The 17,289-nt window shown below is 61.8% G+C and carries 17 protein-coding genes; 14 read left to right on the top strand and 3 right to left on the bottom strand.

The annotated features are described in order from the left end of the window. Positions 1–48: 48 nt before the first annotated feature. Positions 49–2,307 carry a heavy metal translocating P-type ATPase gene (locus LKX83_RS01180; protein WP_227880055.1) on the bottom strand — a complete coding sequence of 753 codons (2,259 nt, stop codon included), beginning with the start codon at positions 2,305–2,307 and terminating at the stop codon, positions 49–51. Between the two features lie 191 nt (positions 2,308–2,498). Here LKX83_RS01180 and LKX83_RS01175 point away from each other — a divergent pair, with 191 nt between their 5' ends. The 8 genes from LKX83_RS01175 to LKX83_RS01140 all read left to right on the top strand — a co-directional run bounded on the left by LKX83_RS01175 (position 2,499) and on the right by LKX83_RS01140 (position 9,999). Next, positions 2,499–2,603: an LPXTG cell wall anchor domain-containing protein gene (locus LKX83_RS01175; protein WP_227880053.1), complete on the top strand. Its 105-nt coding sequence runs from the start codon at positions 2,499–2,501 to the stop codon at positions 2,601–2,603. Between the two features lie 7 nt (positions 2,604–2,610). Continuing rightward, positions 2,611–2,997, top strand: coding sequence for an ArsR/SmtB family transcription factor (locus LKX83_RS01170; RefSeq protein ID WP_227880052.1), 387 nt, complete (start codon positions 2,611–2,613; stop codon positions 2,995–2,997). A 670-nt stretch (positions 2,998–3,667) separates the two neighbouring features. After that, a complete protein-coding gene (locus LKX83_RS01165; RefSeq protein WP_227880354.1) occupies positions 3,668–4,018 on the top strand; it encodes a YkgJ family cysteine cluster protein in 351 nt (116 codons plus the stop codon). A 114-nt stretch (positions 4,019–4,132) separates the two neighbouring features. Next, positions 4,133–5,122: a cation diffusion facilitator family transporter gene (locus LKX83_RS01160; protein ID WP_227880051.1), complete on the top strand. Its 990-nt coding sequence runs from the start codon at positions 4,133–4,135 to the stop codon at positions 5,120–5,122. A gap of 122 nt (positions 5,123–5,244) precedes the next feature. Beyond that, on the top strand, positions 5,245–5,835 hold the full coding sequence (locus LKX83_RS01155) for a GNAT family N-acetyltransferase (RefSeq protein ID WP_227880050.1): 591 nt from the start codon (positions 5,245–5,247) through the stop codon (positions 5,833–5,835). 170 nt (positions 5,836–6,005) lie between these two features. Beyond that, on the top strand, positions 6,006–6,914 hold the full coding sequence (locus LKX83_RS01150; protein WP_227880049.1) for a cation diffusion facilitator family transporter: 909 nt from the start codon (positions 6,006–6,008) through the stop codon (positions 6,912–6,914). Positions 6,915–7,109: 195 nt separating this feature from the next. Further along, positions 7,110–9,329, top strand: a complete 2,220-nt coding sequence (locus LKX83_RS01145) for a heavy metal translocating P-type ATPase (RefSeq protein WP_227880047.1) — start codon at positions 7,110–7,112, stop codon at positions 9,327–9,329. After that, complete coding sequence (locus tag LKX83_RS01140; protein WP_227880045.1) at positions 9,313–9,999, top strand: sulfite exporter TauE/SafE family protein; 687 nt, start codon at positions 9,313–9,315, stop codon at positions 9,997–9,999. The genes LKX83_RS01145 and LKX83_RS01140 overlap by 17 nt, the downstream gene beginning before the upstream one ends. A gap of 29 nt (positions 10,000–10,028) precedes the next feature. On the opposite strand, the gene LKX83_RS01135 is transcribed toward LKX83_RS01140, so the two are convergent. Both LKX83_RS01135 and LKX83_RS01130 read right to left on the bottom strand, forming a co-directional pair. After that, a complete protein-coding gene (locus LKX83_RS01135) occupies positions 10,029–10,448 on the bottom strand; it encodes a FixH family protein (protein ID WP_227880044.1) in 420 nt (139 codons plus the stop codon). A gap of 209 nt (positions 10,449–10,657) precedes the next feature. Further along, on the bottom strand, positions 10,658–12,025 hold the full coding sequence (locus LKX83_RS01130; RefSeq protein WP_227880043.1) for a hypothetical protein: 1,368 nt from the start codon (positions 12,023–12,025) through the stop codon (positions 10,658–10,660). A 418-nt stretch (positions 12,026–12,443) separates the two neighbouring features. On the opposite strand from LKX83_RS01130, the gene LKX83_RS01125 reads away from it, so the two are divergent. From LKX83_RS01125 to LKX83_RS01100, 6 genes are all read left to right on the top strand, one after another. Next, entirely contained in the window at positions 12,444–13,772 is a 1,329-nt protein-coding gene (locus LKX83_RS01125; protein ID WP_227880042.1) for a hemolysin family protein, read from the top strand. Positions 13,773–13,979: 207 nt separating this feature from the next. Continuing rightward, on the top strand, positions 13,980–14,816 hold the full coding sequence (locus LKX83_RS01120; protein ID WP_227880041.1) for an MBL fold metallo-hydrolase: 837 nt from the start codon (positions 13,980–13,982) through the stop codon (positions 14,814–14,816). Between the two features lie 167 nt (positions 14,817–14,983). Beyond that, complete coding sequence (locus LKX83_RS01115; protein WP_227880039.1) at positions 14,984–15,859, top strand: class I SAM-dependent methyltransferase; 876 nt, start codon at positions 14,984–14,986, stop codon at positions 15,857–15,859. Between the two features lie 39 nt (positions 15,860–15,898). Then, positions 15,899–16,138 carry a GNAT family N-acetyltransferase gene (locus LKX83_RS01110; protein WP_227880038.1) on the top strand — a complete coding sequence of 80 codons (240 nt, stop codon included), beginning with the start codon at positions 15,899–15,901 and terminating at the stop codon, positions 16,136–16,138. Then, positions 16,135–16,728, top strand: a complete 594-nt coding sequence (locus tag LKX83_RS01105; RefSeq protein ID WP_227880037.1) for a GNAT family N-acetyltransferase — start codon at positions 16,135–16,137, stop codon at positions 16,726–16,728. Before LKX83_RS01110 ends, LKX83_RS01105 begins: the two co-directional genes overlap by 4 nt. 26 nt (positions 16,729–16,754) lie before the next feature. Next, entirely contained in the window at positions 16,755–17,216 is a 462-nt protein-coding gene (locus LKX83_RS01100) for a GNAT family N-acetyltransferase (RefSeq protein ID WP_227880035.1), read from the top strand. Positions 17,217–17,289: the final 73 nt, after the last annotated feature.

The raw sequence follows: 17,289 nt of genomic DNA, 5'->3' as shown, positions 1-17,289 counted from the left end.
TCCGGGAAGGGGCGCTTGCTCGTTGGGACCGCGACGGCGGACGGCTCGTCAGCTGCGCGTGGGCTCGCGGCCGGGGCGCCGAATGAGCAGGGACAGGCTGACCAGGGTGACGAAGACGGTCGCGCCCATGTCGGAGAGAATGGCGATCCACAGCGTCAGCCAGCCGGGGATGGTGAGCAGCAGGGCGATCAGCTTGAGACCCATCGCTACGGCGATGTTGAAACGGATGATGCCGTTCACGCGCCGGCTGATGCGGATCGCCTCGGGAAGCTTGCCGAGGTGGTCCTGCATGAGCACGACGTCCGCCGTCTCGATGGCGCTGTCCGTGCCTTTGCCCATCGCGATCCCGAGATCCGCCGAGGCGAGCGCGGGCGCGTCGTTGATGCCGTCGCCGATCATGCCGACGGTGCCGCCCGCGGCGAGCTCCTTGACCTTTCGAACCTTGTCCTCGGGGAGCAGCCCCGCGAAATATTCGTCGACGCCGGTCGCTTCGGCGACTTGGGCCGCCGTCTTGGCGTGGTCGCCGGTCAGCATGACGGTGCGCCGGATGCCGCCCCGGCGCAGCTCGCGAACGACCGAGCGGCTCTCCTCGCGGATCCGGTCCGCGATGCCGAACGCGCCGAGCAAGCGCCGATCGTCCGAGAGGAGCACCAGCGTCAGTCCCCGTTCCTTGAGCCCCAGGATCGCCGATCGCGTTTCCTCCCCGAGCGAAAGCGCGGCGGCGCTCTCTTCGTTGCCGAGGCGGAACGTCTCGCCGGCTACGACGGCCCGCACGCCTTGGCCGGGAATGGCGACGATCTCTTCGGCATCCGCGGGGGCGACGCCCAGCCGATCGAGCTCCCGCATCACCGCGCGGGCGAGCGGGTGGGCGGAGCCTCGTTCGATCGCGCCCGCCACGGCGTAGAAGCGCGCTTCGTCGTAGACGATCGTCTCGACGACGTAAGGCTGGCCTTCGGTGAGCGTGCCGGTCTTATCGAACGCGAGCGTGTCGAGCCGCCCCAGCTGCTCGAGATGGACGCCGCCTTTGACGAGGACGCCGTTGCGGGCGTTGCGGGCGATGCCGGATACGATCGCGATCGGCGAGGACAGGATCAGCGCACAAGGACAGCCGACGATGAGGACGGCGAGCCCCTGATACAGCCACTTCGTCCAACTGCCGTCGAGCAGAAGCGGCGGGACGAGAAAGACGAGGGCGGCGACGATCATCACGAGCGGCGTATAGTACTTGGCGAACCGGTTGATAAACAGCTCCGTCGGCGTCTTCGTCTCCTGCGCCTCCTCTACAAGGTGCAGGATGCGGGCGAGCGAGGAGTCTTCATACGCTTTGGCGATGCGGATGCGCAGCGCGCCTTCGTTGTTGATGCTGCCGCCGAAGACGCCGTCGCCGGGCGCCTTGTCCACCGGGATCGATTCGCCGGTGATCGCGGCCTCGTTCACGGAGCTGCGGCCGCTTTCGATCGCGCCGTCCGACGGGATCTTTTCGCCCGGCTTCACCAAGACGAGATCGCCGGCCCGCAGCGAAGCGATCGGCACCACAAGCTCGGCGCCGTCCGTCACCTTCGTCGCTTCTTTCGGCGCGGCGCCGAGCAGCGACGCCATCGATTGGCGGGCTTTGTCCATGCCGAGCCCTTCCAGCCATTCGTTAAGGCCGAACAGGATGGCGACGAGGGTCGCTTCCTTCCAATCTCCGATCGCCGCGGCTCCGACGAGCGCCACGGTCATCAGCGTGTCGATGTTGAATTTCAGCTTCGTCAGGTTTTTCAAGCCGCGCAGAAACGTCGTATACCCGCTCAGCAGTGCCGCGGCCGCATAGATCGCAATGACGGCCTTGCCGATGCCCAGATGCTCGGCGAGAAGCGCCGCGCCGTAGAGAAGGGCGGAGACGGCTAGCAAAACGACGATCCGCCGGTTGGACGCGCCATGCGCGTGATCATGATCGCTATGTGCGTGATCGTGATCGTCGTGCGCATGATCGTGATCGCTGTGCGCGTGATCAGGACCGCCATGTGCGTGACTGTGATCGCCATGGGCAGGATTGCTTTCACCGTGTCCATGATCGCTTCCTCCATGCGCCTGACGCGTCGAATGACCATTGCGTTCCTCCAGCGAAGCAGGACGCGCCAGCGCCGCGCCGTCCGACCGCAGGATTCGCTCGACCTGATCGAGCGCCATGCGCTCGTCGATGCGCAGCTTGCCGGACCGGTAGCTGAGCGTCGCCGTTTCCCCGTGGCTGAGCCGCTTGATTTCTTGTTCCAGTTCTTCCGCGCAGTTGGCGCAGGAGAGTCCGGTTACGCGATATTCCCGCATAGGAAACCCTCCGTTTCCAAATAACATATGAATATATGTTCATATGATATGACAAAACGGCAGCCATTGTCAATTTCCAATCCGATTCACGATGCCCCATTTTTTATGATCACATTCGGGACGTGCGCGAAGCATCGTTTTCCCGTTATAATGGAACTATTTCAAGTCTCGAAAGGAAGTTGTTCGCAACCATGGGCGAGTCCGAATTTTCGCCGGCGGCGACCGTGACGTTCGTCATCGGCCTCCTGATCGTCGCGGCGATCGTGGTGTCTCTATACCGCAGAAGAAGGAAGTGAAGCCGAAATGGAAAAACTGGAGCAACCAGTCGAACAACCGTCGTTGGAGGAGTGCGAGGAAACGTGCGGCGGCACCGAGGCCGACCTCAAGGCGATCCGCTCGCAAATGCTGGACGAGTCGTCCATCTCGGAGATGGCGGAATGGTTCCGCGCGCTGGGCGATCCGACAAGAGTCAAGCTGATCGGAGCGCTGCTTCAGCAGGAGCTGTGCGTCCACGACCTGTCCGTGCTGCTCGATATGGGGCAGTCCGCCGTTTCTCACCAGCTGCGCTATTTGCGCAACGTGCGCATGGTGAAGCGGCGCAAGGTCGGCAAGACGGTGTATTATTCGTTGGACGATGCCCATATCTCGGAAATCTTTCACGTGACGTACGAGCATCTGAAGCACAAATGAACGACGCGGACACGCCCAGACGGCGTTGTCCGGTCCCGCCGCGCTCTGCGCGGTTTTTTTTCGGAAAAAACCGCCGCTGATCCATCATTTCAAGCAGGAACGATTCTACATTCACGAAATTGGAAGAATAAGTATGGAAAAACGAACAGTATTCCGTGAATGCGGCGAAAGAGGTCTTTTGTATTCGAAAAATCGAACAGGATCCCGTGTATTCGGCGAAAGAAGTCTTTTTGTATTCGAAAAAACGAATATAATCCCGTGTATTCGTCGTTAGAGGTCTTTTGTATTCGAAAAAACGAACAGGATCCGGTGTATTCGGCGAAAGAGGTCTTTTGTATTCGAAAAATCGAACAATACGGCCATTTCGAGGCAAAGAAGTTTATGTTGTTCGTAATAGGGAACAAATCAGCCCGAAGGGGAATGGAAGCAACTGTCGCATGGCGGTGCGTTATGCCTTTTGGATCGGGCGCTAATGCCTGCATGGCGCCAAGGGAACACGGGGATGCGGGCATCAAAAAAACAGCCTGAATCCGCGGCGCGGATGGCGGCTGCTTCGAAAGTTGCAATCGATCAGGTTGAAAAGGAAGGAAAAGCATGGTAAGATTATTTATATTATCGACATAAAATCATACCATATTTACTCTTGAAAGTCAAGAGGGAATGGAGGTTGATGATGCCGCAACTGCCTTGTCGAGGCTGCAGGGGCATGTGCTGCGGACCGGTACCGGTCACCGGGTCGGATTTGAAGCGCATTCGCAGGTACGTTCGCGCGATGCCGAGCGGGGATCGCGACAAACTCAAGGATCAGCTGCGTTTTTTCGGCACTTGCATCTTCTTCGATCAGGACGAAGACAAATGCGGAATTCACCCGGCCCGTCCCGACATTTGCCGCGCTTTCGGCCTGCATGACAATTTGGTCTGCTTCAAGCAGCCCGACGCTGCGACCGGACCATCCTGGTCCTCCACGGAGCCGGCGGCAGGCGTTCTGTCGGCCGACTACCAGTGGCGGGATTTCGCTTAGGGTCCGGCGGTTCACGTGGAAGCGGCGCGAGCGGATCCGGTATCGTTCGCGTGGCCGCAGGCAATACCATCTAGGAATCGCAGTCCATTTTTTCCAACCAAAGGAGCGATAAGCTTGAACGCCGTCCGTCCGTCGTCCCCTTCTTTTTTTGCGCTGATCAAAAAAGGCAACACTTCCTCCGGAACGGCCGCCCTGGGTAACGCCGGCCTGGCGATCGTCAAAGGCATCGCCGCGTTTATGACCGGCAGCGGCGCGATGTTCGCGTCGACGATGCACTCGGTCGCCGACGCCGTCAATCAGGGCTTTGTCTTTACGGGCAGCGTGCTGGCGGAAAAGCAGGCCACGAAACGCTTTCCGACCGGCTTTGGCCGGGTAGTGAACCTCTTTTGCATGATCGCGGTCATCGTCGTGACGATCATGGCGTACGAGACGATCAAGGAGGGGCTTCATCTGATTCGGCATCCGGCCGCGGCAAAGGGCGTCTGGATTAATCTGGGCGTGCTGGTGCTCTCCCTTGCCGTCGACGGCTTCGTACTCGTCAAAGCGATGAAAGAGATCATCAAGGAAGCGCGTGTAGACGTCAAAGGCGGGTCGATCTACCTCGGCGCGTTCCGTCACGTCAAGCGCGCGGCGCCCCCGACGAGGCTCGTCTTTTACGAGGACCTCGTAGCGACGAGCGGCGCGCTGCTCGCGCTGATCGCGGTTCTCGTGACGTCGTTCAGCTCGTTTCACGCGATTGACGGACTGGCGACCGTCCTGATCGGCTTGCTTATGATCTTCGTCGCTTTCCGCGTCGGCTACGACAACATGGTCGGCCTCATCGGCGTCTCCGCGCCGAAGGAGGTCGAGGACAAGGTCGCCACGATGATCCTGTCGGACGCTTCGGTCGTCGACATCAACCAAATGCGCATCGTCCAAGAGGGACGCTACGTCCATGTGGAGGCAATGATCGAGCTGAAGAAAGGGCTGACGCTGGCCGAGGCCGATGACATCAAGTTCGCGATCCGCGACCGGCTTCTCAGCGATCCGGATATCGCGGACGTCACGCTCGGCATCATCGAAGACAACGACGTGCAAACTTGGCGCGCTCCGGCGGGGGAATGAACGGCAGACGGACAAGCATCGCGGCGAACGGGCCGCGATGCTTTTGCTTTTGCGCCGAAAGGCCGGTCGTGGCATCATAGAATGGTAGGTTTGTCATGCCATCCTAGAACGGGGGCTCAATCATGGGAGAACTTCGAAAGACGGACGAAAGGGAAAGGGAAAGGACTCACGCGGGAAATACCGGCGATGCAGGCGCCGGCTTCCGCGCCATCATCGCGGAGCAGGAGGACGCGGAGGAGATCATGCAACTGCTCCAGCGCACCGCGGAGTGGTTCCGCGGCAGAGGCTCGACGCAGTGGCAAGGGCTGCTGTACGGCGAAGATTCCCATCGGACGGTCGAGGCGATCGCGCGAGGCGACGTGTACGTCTACCGGAAGGGAGACGCGGCGGACATCGCCGGGATCGTCATGCTGCTCCGCGAGCCGAGTAGTTGGGACCGAAGCCTGTGGGGTGAGGAAGGACACGAAGGCACGATCTATTTGCACCGGCTGGCCGTCGAGCGGGCTTATGCGGGCGAAGGGCTGGGCGAGCGGATCATGCGCTGGGTCGAGTCCGAAGTCCGTTTCCCGGGCAAGAACCGCATCCGGCTCGATTGTCTGGCCGGCAATCCGGTGTTGAACGACTTCTATCGGAGGCTCGGTTATCGTTACGCGGGATTGGGAGAAATCGCGAACGGCAGCTACAGCAAATACGAAAAGCATCTCGTTCCATAGCTTCCCGGTCGACGACGAAGGGGAGGCGGCTCCCCGAAAGTTGGCGCCTGACAACTTTGTTGATCGGTTCATAGATTGCAGGATAGCGCCAACACTGTTTCTCTAGACCCACACGACTTGCGTCCCGTATGATGGTTTGTACACGAACGAACGTCATCCGGAGGTCACGCATGGAAGCCGCCAATCGACAACTGAAGCAAGGGGAGAAGGGCATCCGGCTCAGCCTGATCGCCTATCTCCTGCTCACCGCCCTCAAGCTGACCATCGGCTACGCGACGGGCTCCGAAGCGCTGTCCGCCGACGGCTTCAACAACGCGACGGACATCGTCGCTTCGATCGCGGTGCTTATCGGGCTGCGCATCTCGCAGAAGCCGCCGGACCGCGACCACCGCTACGGCCACTCTCGCGCGGAGACGGTCGCGGCGCTCATCGCCTCGCTCATCATCTTCGGCGTCGGCGTGCAAGTCTTCTTCCAGTCGATCGCCAAGTTCCGTTCGCCGTCCCTGGCTTCACCCGAGCTGCTCGCGGCCTGGATCGCGCTAGTCGGCGCGGCCGTTATGTACGGCGTTTACCGGTACAACGCCAGACTCGCCCGGCAAATCGGCAGCAGCGCCGTTCGCGCCGTCGCCCAGGACAACCGCTCCGACGCGCTCGTGAGCGTAGGCGCATTCGTCGGCATCGTGGGCGCCCAGTTCGGCCTCCCGTGGCTGGACCCGGCCGCGGCGCTCGTCGTCGCCGTCGTCATCGTCAAGACGGCATGGGACATCTTCGCGGAGACGACGCACGCGCTGACCGACGGCTTCGACGACGAGCGTCTGCAGCGCATTCGCCAGACGATCCGGGAGACGCCGGGCGTCGGCCGGACGATCGACATCCGCGCGCGAACGCACGGCAACAGCGTGTTCGTGGACGTCACGATCGGCGTCGACCCGGAGTTGTCGGTAAGCGACAGCCACGCCATCACGGAGCAGGTCGAACGGCGGCTTCTCGACGTCCATCGGATTGCCAACGTCCTTATCCACATCGAACCGTACGAAGCGGCGGAAGACGGGATGCATCCGGAGGCGAAGAGCGAGTAGCCGCGCGTCCGGACTCCGGAAGATATGCCGCCGTACGCGGCGAAAGAAAAGTCCCGAAAGTCATCGGTACATGACTTCGGGACTTTTCTGCTTTTGCGATCAGCGATTCCGTCCGGCTTTTCGGACTTGCAAACATGTTGTCCGTTCCCCTGCATATATTTGAACCGAATCGTGGTTCGGAAGGGAGGGGCGGAGTTGAAGGGAGTCGACCTGCAAATTACGGGCATGACCTGCGCGGCATGCTCGGCCCGCATCGAACGGACCGTGGGCCGCATGGACGGCGTGGAGCGGATCGAAGTGAATTTGCCGCTTGGGCAAGCGTCCGTCACGTACGACCCGCGGCTGACCGATCCCGCGCGGATGATCGGCCGCATCCGGCAGATCGGATACGACGCAAAGGAAGAACGCGACGACGCGCGCGCGGCCAGCAGCCGGGAAATTCGCGCTTATCTCAACCGGTTCGTGCTGTCCGCGCTGCTGTCGTTTCCGCTGCTATGGGCGATGCTGGGGCATCTGCCGTGGACGGAGGGGCTGTGGGTACCCGCGCTCTTTTTGAATGCCTGGTTCCAACTGGGCGTCGCCACCGCGATGCAGCTGTATGTGGCTTATCCGTTTTACGCGGGCGCCTATCATGCCGTTCGCGCCCGTTCCGCCAACATGGACGTCCTGGTCGCGCTCAGCACTTCGATCGCGTATCTATACAGCCATTACCTCGTGTTTCGCGCGCCCGCGCATGCGGGGATGCACGGCCATAACTACTTCGATACGAGCGCAATGATCCTGACGGCGGTGCTGCTGGGCAAGCTTCTCGAAGCGATCGCCAAGGGGCAGGCGCTGCGCGGCATCGGCAGTTTGCAGCGCATGCAGGCGCAGTTGATTCGCGTCGTGCGAAGGCAAGAGGAAGAATGGCTGCCGATCGCCGAGCTTCGCGTAGGCGATATCGCCGTCGTGCACGCCGGCGAGTGGATCGCGACGGACGGCCAAATCGTGTCCGGGCGCGGCGAAGTCGACGAGTCGTTCTTGACGGGGGAGAGCCGCTTGATCGCCAAGGCGGTGGGCGACCGCGTCTATAGCGGGTCGCGCAACCTGGCCGGCACGATTCGCATCAAGACGACCTCGGTTCCGCAGGAGACGCGGCTTTCGCGCATGATCCGGCTGATCGAGCAGGCGCAGAGCGCCAAGCCGGTCATCCAGCGAAGGGTCGACCGCGTGGCGGCCGTGTTCGTGCCGCTTATGATCGTCTGCGCGGCGGCGACCTTCGCAGCTTGGCAATGGTTCGCACCGGCCGGGGCGCCGGGCGCGGCGCTGCACAACGCGCTCGCCGTGCTGCTCGTGTCCTGCCCGTGCGCGCTCGGGCTCGCCGCACCCATTTCGATCCTCGTCTCGACCAGCCTGTCGGCGCGGCGGGGCATTTTGTTCAAGGAAGGCAGCGTCATGGAAGGATTGCCGCATGTCGACCGCATCCTGCTGGACAAGACGGGGACGCTGACGGAGGGCAAGCCGACGCTGCTGACGATCCGGGCGCCGGGCGGCCGCGGCGTTCCCGAAGCGGTCGCGCTTCGCGCCGCCGCTTCGCTTGAAGCGCACTCGAAGCATCCGCTCGCCCATGCGATCCGCGAGGCGGCGGCGCGCAGGCGTCTCCTCGTGCCCGAAGCGCGGATGGTGCGGGAGGAAGCGGGCAAGGGAATCGCCGGCACGATCGAAGGCAAGGAGGCGCTTCTCGGAAGCGTGGGGTGGCATCGTGCGCTGGGGACACGTCTGCCGCAGGAGGAGCTGCGCCTCCCCCATGGGGAAGGAGAATCCGTGCTGTACCTGGCGATCGATGGACAGTGGACCGGGACGTTCGTGCTGACGGACCGGCTGCGGCCGGCGTCCGCCGCTTCCGTGACCCAACTGAAGCGCTACGCTGAGGTGCTCATGGTGACGGGCGACGGGCAAGCCGCCGCCGACAAGATCGCCAAGGAAGCGGAGATCGAACACGTATTCGCGCAAATGCTGCCCGAAGACAAGCTCGGGCTCGTCCGCCGCCTCCAGGATCAAGGGCACCGCGTCGCCATGATCGGCGACGGCATCAACGACGCCGCGGCACTTGCCGCGGCGGACGTCGGCTTCGCCATGGATTCGGGGACGGAGGCGGCGATGGAAGCCGGGCATGTCGTCCTCTTGCGGGGCGAGTTGACGCGCGTCGCCGACGCGATCGATATTAGCCGGCGGACGATGCGCAACATCCGGCAAAACCTCGGATTTTCGCTCGGCTACAATGCGCTTGCGATCCCGTTCGCCGCCGCCGGATGGCTCGATCCGCGAACGGCTTGCCTGATGATGGCCCTCAGCTCGGTGCTGGTCGTATGCAATGCGCTGCGCCTTCAGCGGCTGCGCCCGGGACGGAGGGGCCGCGATGGCCGTATCGCCTGACTCGCTGCTGCTCGCCGCGCTGTCGGGCATCGCCGGCGCACCGCATTGCATCATTATGTGCGGGGGCATCGTTACATCGTTCGCCATGAACGCCCAGTCCACCCCGATGAAGCCGGTGCTCGTCTACAACGCCGGGCGTGTCGTTACCTACGCGCTCATCGGGGCGTTCATGGGCGGCGCCGGCTCCTTCCTGAATTATGCCGGGTCGCTCGTCGGGCTGCAGGGGATCGCGAGCTTGCTCGGCGGCTTGCTCATCCTTCTTTGGACGGCGACCCGATTCACGCTGCCCACGCATCGCTACAGTCCGCTGCGCATCCGCTTCGTCGCCGATCGGATGACGGCGCTCCGCAGCGGGCACGAGCTGGCGGGCGTTTTCGTCACCGGCCTGCTGCTCGGATTTTTGCCGTGCGGCCTGACATACGCGATGCAAATCAACGCGGCTGCCAGCGGGACGGTGCTGGGCGGCTTTCTCCTTCTGCTCGTCTTCGGCGTCTGCACGCTGCCCGCCATGGTCGTCACCGGCCTGGTCGCGGCCAAAATGCGCAAGGCATGGCGGCGCCGGCTCCGCACGGCCGGCACGGCGCTGGCCCTCGTCATGGGAATCCTCTCCGTCATGAAGGGGCTCAGCGCCAACGGATTTGTTCCGCCGGTTCATCCCTGGCTCTGGTAAAGCCGAATCCGGAGGGCCGCTCTTTCCATTCATTCCGTCTTGAACAGATGCGAGACCGTCGCCGTTCGACCGCCTTGATCGATCTTCAGCTCCGCTTTCCATTTGCCCCGCATCGGCAGCACGCCAACCGCCTCGTAGACGCCGGGCGCCGTCTCCGTGATTTGAGCGTAAAAGTCGCCGCAGTACATCTTCGGCATGAACATGACCATCTGCAACTTCGCATTCCGGATCGGCTGGCCCGAAGCGTCCTTCAGGACGACGGTGAACCGGTTTTCTCGCAGCACCTCGATCGGTCCGTCGGGCGACCGGATTTCGACGGTGATGCCGTCTTCGACGGCACGGGTGATCGAAGTAGCTTGGGCGTCGCCCTGGGAAAGGTAGAGGGCGCCGAGGACGATTGCAGCGAGGACCAGCAAACCAGCCAGGGCGGACTTGACAGCTTTGGGCATGGCACACCTCGTTGTAGTCGGATAGGGAGTTTTCCCCTCACCCACCCCTATGCGCGACGACTTGTTCGAGATGCATGACAATAAACGCAAACAAAAGGACCTCAAGTTCCACTAGTTGTGGTTGAGGTCCTTTTTCGAAGAAAATCGGTTTTGCGTGGGCTTAAGAGACAGTCCCATCTCCGGCCGCTTTGCGACAGCGGCTGCCGGTCTTACAGGGACTCACCGTTCAAGTAGTTGAAGAACGGCACGTCCACCCAAAAGTCTTTGTGCGTGATGACGGCGGCCGGATCGAGGCGGCGGAAGCCTTCGACCACTTCGGCGGACTTCTCCTTCAAGGAGAACGACTGCGCGTAGTAGCGGCCTCCGTCGATCTTGTTGTTGGTGATCAACCGGTACGAAGGAAGCTCGGTGAACGAGTAGTAGAGCGGCTGCCACCAGGAGCCGGCGATGAGGCCGGTCTGGTCTTCCTTGTTTTTCTTGGCGTAAGCGTGGACGACATCGTCGAAGCGCTTTTTGTCCGTCAAGTTGTCGAACTCGAACGCGATGTCGTATTCCTTGGCGTATTCGATATAATTGCCGTTCGCAATCTGGCGCACTTCATATTGGTCGGAGACGCCGGGTTCGCCCCATTCCTTCAAGTATACGAACGCGGACGTTTTCGGCTCGAACTGGACTTTGGCGTCGATGCCTTCGCTGCGGAGCAGGCCGATCAGTTGCAGCGCGTGCGTCAAGTCGGAATGGCCGTAAACGAGCGACAGCGAATCGACGAAGTTGGCGTCGTATCGCGCGTCCTTCAGGTTGTAGCCGGTGACGAGCGACTCTTCGAGCGCCGCATCGACGATCTTGCGAAGCTCGGGCGCCTGGATGATGTCCGATTGTTGATAGGCATCGTTCAGCTTGGCGTAGATATCGCTGTCGGACGCATAGCCGAGATAGTGCTTGTACAGACCTTTGACGGCGAGCGTCTGCCCGATCAGGACGGCGGATAGGTGGCGGGAGGCGGCCGCGTTCGGCTTGAGGTCCGCATAATACGCCGGCGGCAGCAAGCCGGTGTCGATTGCAGCGGCGAGCTCCTGGGCGGCTTGGGTGCCGAGCGTCGCAGGGTTCAGCTTAACCTTGGCCAGCGCTTGCTTCACTTTGGATGCGGGGTACGTATAGGCCAGCTCCTTGAGATCCGCCGCTTTCAAGGCGATCTGCACGGCGTTGATCGCGGACAACCGGTCCGAGGCGCGGACTGTGTCGGAGGTTAGGACGCCGAGGCGATAGAGCGCCTGCGCCGGGGCATAGTAAGGACTGGTCGCGGGCAGATCCTTGAAGACGACCGGTTCGCCTTCGGTCTTAGCGCCGAGCGCTTCGGCGAGGGCTGCCAGGAAATCGCCTTTGGCGACCGAAGCGGGGAGCGCTAGATTCAGCTTTTCCTTCAGAAACGCCTCGTACTCGGAAGCGGTCACCGCATGTGTGGCCGCAACGGCAGCAGCGGCGGGGGTAGACCAAGCGGTTGTTCCGGAAGCGGCTACGGTGACGGACAACAGGCCGGCGAGCAGCCATTTTCGGGAAACGGGGATAGGGAAGGTCATGGACAAAACTCCTTTTGACATGTAATCCATAAATTCCTACTTGATATGTATGAATTGAAGGTAATCCGATATTAGCACCGCTTCGGACCGCTGTCAATGCAAAGCTGCGACGCGCGCAAGCGCCGACGAACCGAATGGGAACATCCGTGTGGGAGGCACCGGATTTTCGTTTCGCCGCCCGGAAGAATCAAGTTTCAAGAATCCGAAAACCGGGTACATCCCCTTCATTGAAACGTTAATCGCCCATCTGCGTATATCCTACTAAGCATCTGATTTTCATTCTATTTATTCATGGAGGGACAATTCGTACAGTGGACCCGGAACCCGAACCTACCGCAAGTCAAATGAACGTTAGCAACACCTTGATCGGCATGCGCCCGTCGTCGTTCTCGAGAATCGTCGAGAGGGGGGTGCGCGCATGATCGCGATGAATCTCGTGCTCGTCTTCTTGCTCATCCTGTTGACCGCTTTTTTCGTCGCTACGGAGTTCGCCATTATCCGCATCCGGTCCAGCCGGGTCGATCAGCTCGTGTTGGAGAAACGGAAAAACGCCGTCGCCGTTCAGCGCGTCACGGCCAATCTCGACGGTTATCTGTCGGCCTGCCAGTTGGGGATCACGATCACCGCCCTCGGACTGGGGTGGCTCGGCGAGCCGACGGTCGAGAAGATATTGAATCCGTTGTTTCACGACTTGGGCATCTCGGAGAGCGTCGGACATCTTCTCTCCTTTCTCATCGCATTCGCCCTGATCACGTATTTGCACGTGGTGCTCGGCGAACTGGCGCCGAAGACGCTGGCAATCCGCAAGGCGGAGCAGATCTCGCTGCTCACGGCTCCCCTCATCGTCGGATTCTACAAGATCATGTATCCGTTCATTTGGCTGCTTAACGGATCGGCCAACCAACTCGTCCGCTTGTTCGGCATGAAGCCGGCCGGCGAGCATGAGGAGGCCCACTCCGAAGAGGAGATCCGCATCATTCTCTCCGAGAGCTACGAGAGCGGCAAGATCAACCGGACGGAATACGGCTACGTGAACCGGATTTTCCAGTTCGACCAGCTGCTCGCCCGCGAGATCATGATTCCCCGCACCGACATGGTGTGTCTGTACGCGGGTCGCTCCCTCGAGGAGAATATGGCGGTCATCAAAAAGGAACAATATACCCGTTTTATGGTCGCCAAAGAGAGCAAAGACGATATTATCGGCTTCGTGAACACGAAGCAGTTTTTCCTGAACTACGACAACAATCCGAATTTCGACTTCCGCTCGCTGCTGCAGCCGGTGCTGTCGGTGCCGGACGTCATGCCGGTCAAAGACCTGCTTCTGCGGATGCAGCGGGAACGCAAGCATATCGCCCTGCTTCTGGACGAATACGGCGGAACGGCGGGGCTTGTCACGATCGAAGACATCCTCGAGGAGATCGTCGGCGAGATCCGCGACGAATTCGACGGCGACGAAGTCAAGCCGATCGAGCGCATCGGCGAAGACCGGTACCTGATCGACGGCAAATCGCTTTTGGACGACGTCGGCGAACTGTTCGGCGTGACGCTTCCCGGCGAAGACGTGAGCACGATCGGGGGGTGGCTGTACAGCCAGCAGCCCGAGCTGCCGCGAGGCGCATCCTGGACGTACGATGGCTTGGTGTTCACGGTTCGGGAAAAGGACCGCAACCGGATTCGCAGGCTCGAGATCGCCCGTGAGGGAGAGCCGGCGTCCCATCTTCGTCTGGTGGATCAAACTTCGGATTAATCTTCAGCCCCGCCGCCCTCCGCGCGCGGGGCTTTTTGGGCGAGCAAAAGAAGGACGGTTCGAAGGTCGGGAGCCGCGAATGAAAATCGCGCACGCGTACGGTTGTGCCGAAAAGCTTGAACTCGGACCGGCGAACGGCTACGCTTAATAGCGAGACCGGACGGGGAGCGCCCCGTCCGGCCAGCGCCCACGAAAGGACGAGGCACCATGCGAACCTACAAGGACGGCGCCGTCGCCGTCTTTCGGAGCGAGATTTACCAGACGAACGCGATCGTCGTGTGCACGGAGGATCTCGTGCTCGTGGTGGATCCGGGCTATTTGCCTTCGGAAGTCCAGGCGGTCCGCGAGTATGTGGACCAAGTGAAGGAACACCGGCCGGTGTTCGCGTTCTACACCCACTCGGACTACGACCATATCGCCGGTTATGGCGCCTTTGCGGACGAGGTGACCGTCGCGAGCCAAGCTTTCGCGGAGACGACAGATCCGCGTGCTGCGGTCGAGGAGATCGAACGGCACGACGACGCGTTCTATATCGAAAGGCCTTACGCGCACGCGTACCCCAAAGCGGACTATATCGTGCGCAAGGAAGGGGAAGCGATCGGCGCCGGCCGCACGACGCTGACGTTTTACCGCGCGCCCGGGCACCATCCCGACGGCCTGATGTGCATCGTTGAGCCTCTCGGCTTGCTTATCCCGGGCGACTTCTTGTCCGATGTGGAATTTCCGTTCGTCTACGACTCGTTCGCGAACTACCGGTCCACGCTGGCTTCTTTCGAACGAGTTGTCGAAGGCCGCGAAGGGCTGCTGCTTTTGCCGAGCCATGGCACGCCTACGGACGATCCGGCCGACATCCGGCTGCGGCTCGCCGAGTCCGTGCGCTATCTCGACCTGGTCGAACGGCAGGGGGATTCGGCGGACGAGACGGCGTTCGAGGCTTACATGGCCCGCAACGGCTATGCGTTCAAGAGAGGGCTCCGGGAACGTCACGCCGACAACCGGCGGAAATGGCGGGAGGAACGTCAAGCGGGGCAATCCGACCGTTGACGCGTCGAAGATTCCCAGCAGCACGCGGACAAGACCGCTCTATTCGCCGGTCAGGCGGACGGGGCGGTCTTGTTTGCGGCGCGCAAAGCGTGTGAAAGCATTGCGCCCTGCCGTGATAACGGTTACGCTGGGAAAGTCAGGAAGAATACGGGAGGAGGAACGCGCAGATGACGACATGGGCGTGGGACGAGCGGATCGACTATCTGCGGCGGACGCGAGGGCTCTACTACAATGACGACTATTTGCAATTTCTGGTCGAGCGTGTATGGCTGCTGGATCGGCCCGTAAACCTGATCGATTACGGCTGCGGATACGGCTACATGGGACTGAAGCTGCTCGAGCTTCTTCCGACCGGGTCCACCTATACGGGCGTCGACAGAGGCGAGCGGCTGATCGAGGAGGCGAAGCGGATCTACGCCGAGCTGCCTTACGAGACACGGTTCGTTTGCGCGGATATCCGGACTTGGAAGGCGGAGTCCGTTTACGACGTGGCGCTCTGCCATGCGGTGCTGCTGCACCTGGAAGATCCGAAGGCGACCTTGCGGTCCATGATCGAGCGCGTGAAGCCGGGGGGCAAAGTCCTCGTCTTCGAACCGCACTGGATTTCGAGCATGGCAAACCAGTGGCTGGAGGGGACCTCGATGCCGGATGTCGTCCCGCTCGGCATACTTCAGAAGCTGTTCGAACGCGACGCGGAACGGACGGGCCGGGACGGCAATGTCGGGTTGAAGGCGCCCGCTTATTTGGCCGAGCTGGGGCTGGTCGGCGTAGATTGCCGGGTGAGCGACAAAGTCAATTTCGTCCTGCCCCAGTCCCCAGACGAGGCGCTAACGGACGCGCTTCGCGAAGAAGGGATCGGCGGAGCCCCCGGGGATCGCAGCGAGCTGATCGCGGGGTTGACGGCGCGGGGGCTGACGACGGAGGAAGCGGAGGCGCAATACGAGGCGGAGGCGGCTTACGCCTCGTCGTTCGACGGGTTCGCTAACGGCCGAAGCTTCGTCTATGCGCCGACGATGAAGATTACATACGGAACGGTACCGTAAACGGGGGAGAAGCCGGTTCCAAGGGGAGGATACATCTAGATGGAAGCTTTGGCCGTGAATCGCACGCTGGCCGGCCATGGCATCGGCGCGCGTTTGTTTCGATGGGCCGAGGAGCGGATCGCCGCGGAGGGCAAACGACTGGTCCGGCTGGACTGCATGGCGGATAACCCGAGGCTCAATCGATACTACGAAGATCAGGCCTACCGGTACGTCCGCGTCAAGCGGTGGGACGACTGGGGCGCCAGCTTGTACGAGAAGGAGGCGAACCCGCCGGGATGACGAGCCTGCATTACGACCGGCTTAGGTCGCTGACCGCGGAGGAAAGGCGTTCGCTCGGATGCTACGGCTATATTTCGCACGAAGCATGGCGGATACGGCGTGAGGCGAGCGACGGCGCGATCCGGTTCCGACTGGACCGGGAGCGGCTCGAAACGCCTTTCCAAAAAACGTATGAAGACGAAGAAGCGGAAGAAATGAACCGGCGGCTTGCGCTGGGCTACAGCGTTGGGGCTTACGACGCCGATCGTCTCGTGGGCATGCTCGTCGCGGAGCCGCAGGCGTGGAACCGGACGCTGCAGATCATGGATTTCCAAGTGGCCGACTCGTACCGGCAGCGGGGCATCGGCGGAGGTTTGCTCGCCGAAGCCGTCCGGCTTGCCCGGGCAGGCGGCTTCCGGGCGATCGGAGCGGAGACCCAGCATACGAACGGTCCCGCCGTCAACTTCTATATGTCCCGCGGCTTCGCGCTGGACGGGTTCGATTTGTCGTTGTACGACGGTCTCGATGAAGCGGCGCTGATCTTCCGGCTGCACCTCGAGCCGAGCGGGCTCGGCCCGACGGGCACGGACGAACCGCCCGGTTCGGACTAATCCCGCCAAGGGAAGGAGAGAAAGCATTGGAACTTCGCATTACGCCATTGTCCCCGGAGGAATCCTATCCGTACGAGCTGCTGCTCCTGGCGGATCCTTCGCGGCCGATGATCGACGACTACCTGCCTAGAGGCTGGTGCCACGTCGCCCGGCTCGGAGACGAGATTGTAGGTCAATTCGTCCTGATCCCCACGCACCCCCGCACGCTCGAGATCGTGAGCCTCGCGGTCGCCGAAGCGCACCAGGGCCGGGGCATCGGCAAGGCGCTTGTCCTCGCCGCGATCGCGGAGGCGGGAAGGCGCAAGGCGGCCGCCGTGGAGATCGGGACGGGGAGCACCGGGTGGCTGCAGCTGATGTTGTATCAGAAATGCGGCTTCCGGGTCGTTGGCGTCGATCCGGACTTTTTCGTTCGCCATTACGAAGAACCGATTTACGAAAACGGCATGCGGCTGCGGGATATGGTGCGCCTGCGTCTCGCGCTCGAGTAGGCGCTGGCCTGGGCCGTAAGCGAAACGATGTCGGCGGCCGTCCCGGATCCGGTTCGGTCGCCTTTGATTTCCG

Source organism: Cohnella baijiui, from assembly GCF_020731285.1.
Classification (GTDB): domain Bacteria; phylum Bacillota; class Bacilli; order Paenibacillales; family Paenibacillaceae; genus Cohnella.
This window is presented reverse-complemented; position numbering and strand designations above follow the sequence as displayed.

Excerpts from the sequence above, each read along its gene's own strand:
- LKX83_RS01180 (WP_227880055.1), bottom strand. The coding sequence starts at position 2,307 with ATGCGGGAATATCGCGTAACCGGACTCTCCTGCGCCAACTGCGCGGAA.
- LKX83_RS01175 (WP_227880053.1), top strand. The coding sequence starts at position 2,499 with ATGGGCGAGTCCGAATTTTCGCCGGCGGCGACCGTGACGTTCGTCATC.
- LKX83_RS01170 (WP_227880052.1), top strand. The coding sequence starts at position 2,611 with ATGGAAAAACTGGAGCAACCAGTCGAACAACCGTCGTTGGAGGAGTGC.
- LKX83_RS01165 (WP_227880354.1), top strand. The coding sequence starts at position 3,668 with ATGATGCCGCAACTGCCTTGTCGAGGCTGCAGGGGCATGTGCTGCGGA.
- LKX83_RS01155 (WP_227880050.1), top strand. The coding sequence starts at position 5,245 with ATGGGAGAACTTCGAAAGACGGACGAAAGGGAAAGGGAAAGGACTCAC.
- LKX83_RS01150 (WP_227880049.1), top strand. The coding sequence starts at position 6,006 with ATGGAAGCCGCCAATCGACAACTGAAGCAAGGGGAGAAGGGCATCCGG.
- LKX83_RS01140 (WP_227880045.1), top strand. The coding sequence starts at position 9,313 with ATGGCCGTATCGCCTGACTCGCTGCTGCTCGCCGCGCTGTCGGGCATC.
- LKX83_RS01135 (WP_227880044.1), bottom strand. The coding sequence starts at position 10,448 with ATGCCCAAAGCTGTCAAGTCCGCCCTGGCTGGTTTGCTGGTCCTCGCT.
- LKX83_RS01130 (WP_227880043.1), bottom strand. The coding sequence starts at position 12,025 with ATGACCTTCCCTATCCCCGTTTCCCGAAAATGGCTGCTCGCCGGCCTG.
- LKX83_RS01125 (WP_227880042.1), top strand. The coding sequence starts at position 12,444 with ATGATCGCGATGAATCTCGTGCTCGTCTTCTTGCTCATCCTGTTGACC.
- LKX83_RS01120 (WP_227880041.1), top strand. The coding sequence starts at position 13,980 with ATGCGAACCTACAAGGACGGCGCCGTCGCCGTCTTTCGGAGCGAGATT.
- LKX83_RS01115 (WP_227880039.1), top strand. The coding sequence starts at position 14,984 with ATGACGACATGGGCGTGGGACGAGCGGATCGACTATCTGCGGCGGACG.
- LKX83_RS01110 (WP_227880038.1), top strand. The coding sequence starts at position 15,899 with ATGGAAGCTTTGGCCGTGAATCGCACGCTGGCCGGCCATGGCATCGGC.
- LKX83_RS01105 (WP_227880037.1), top strand. The coding sequence starts at position 16,135 with ATGACGAGCCTGCATTACGACCGGCTTAGGTCGCTGACCGCGGAGGAA.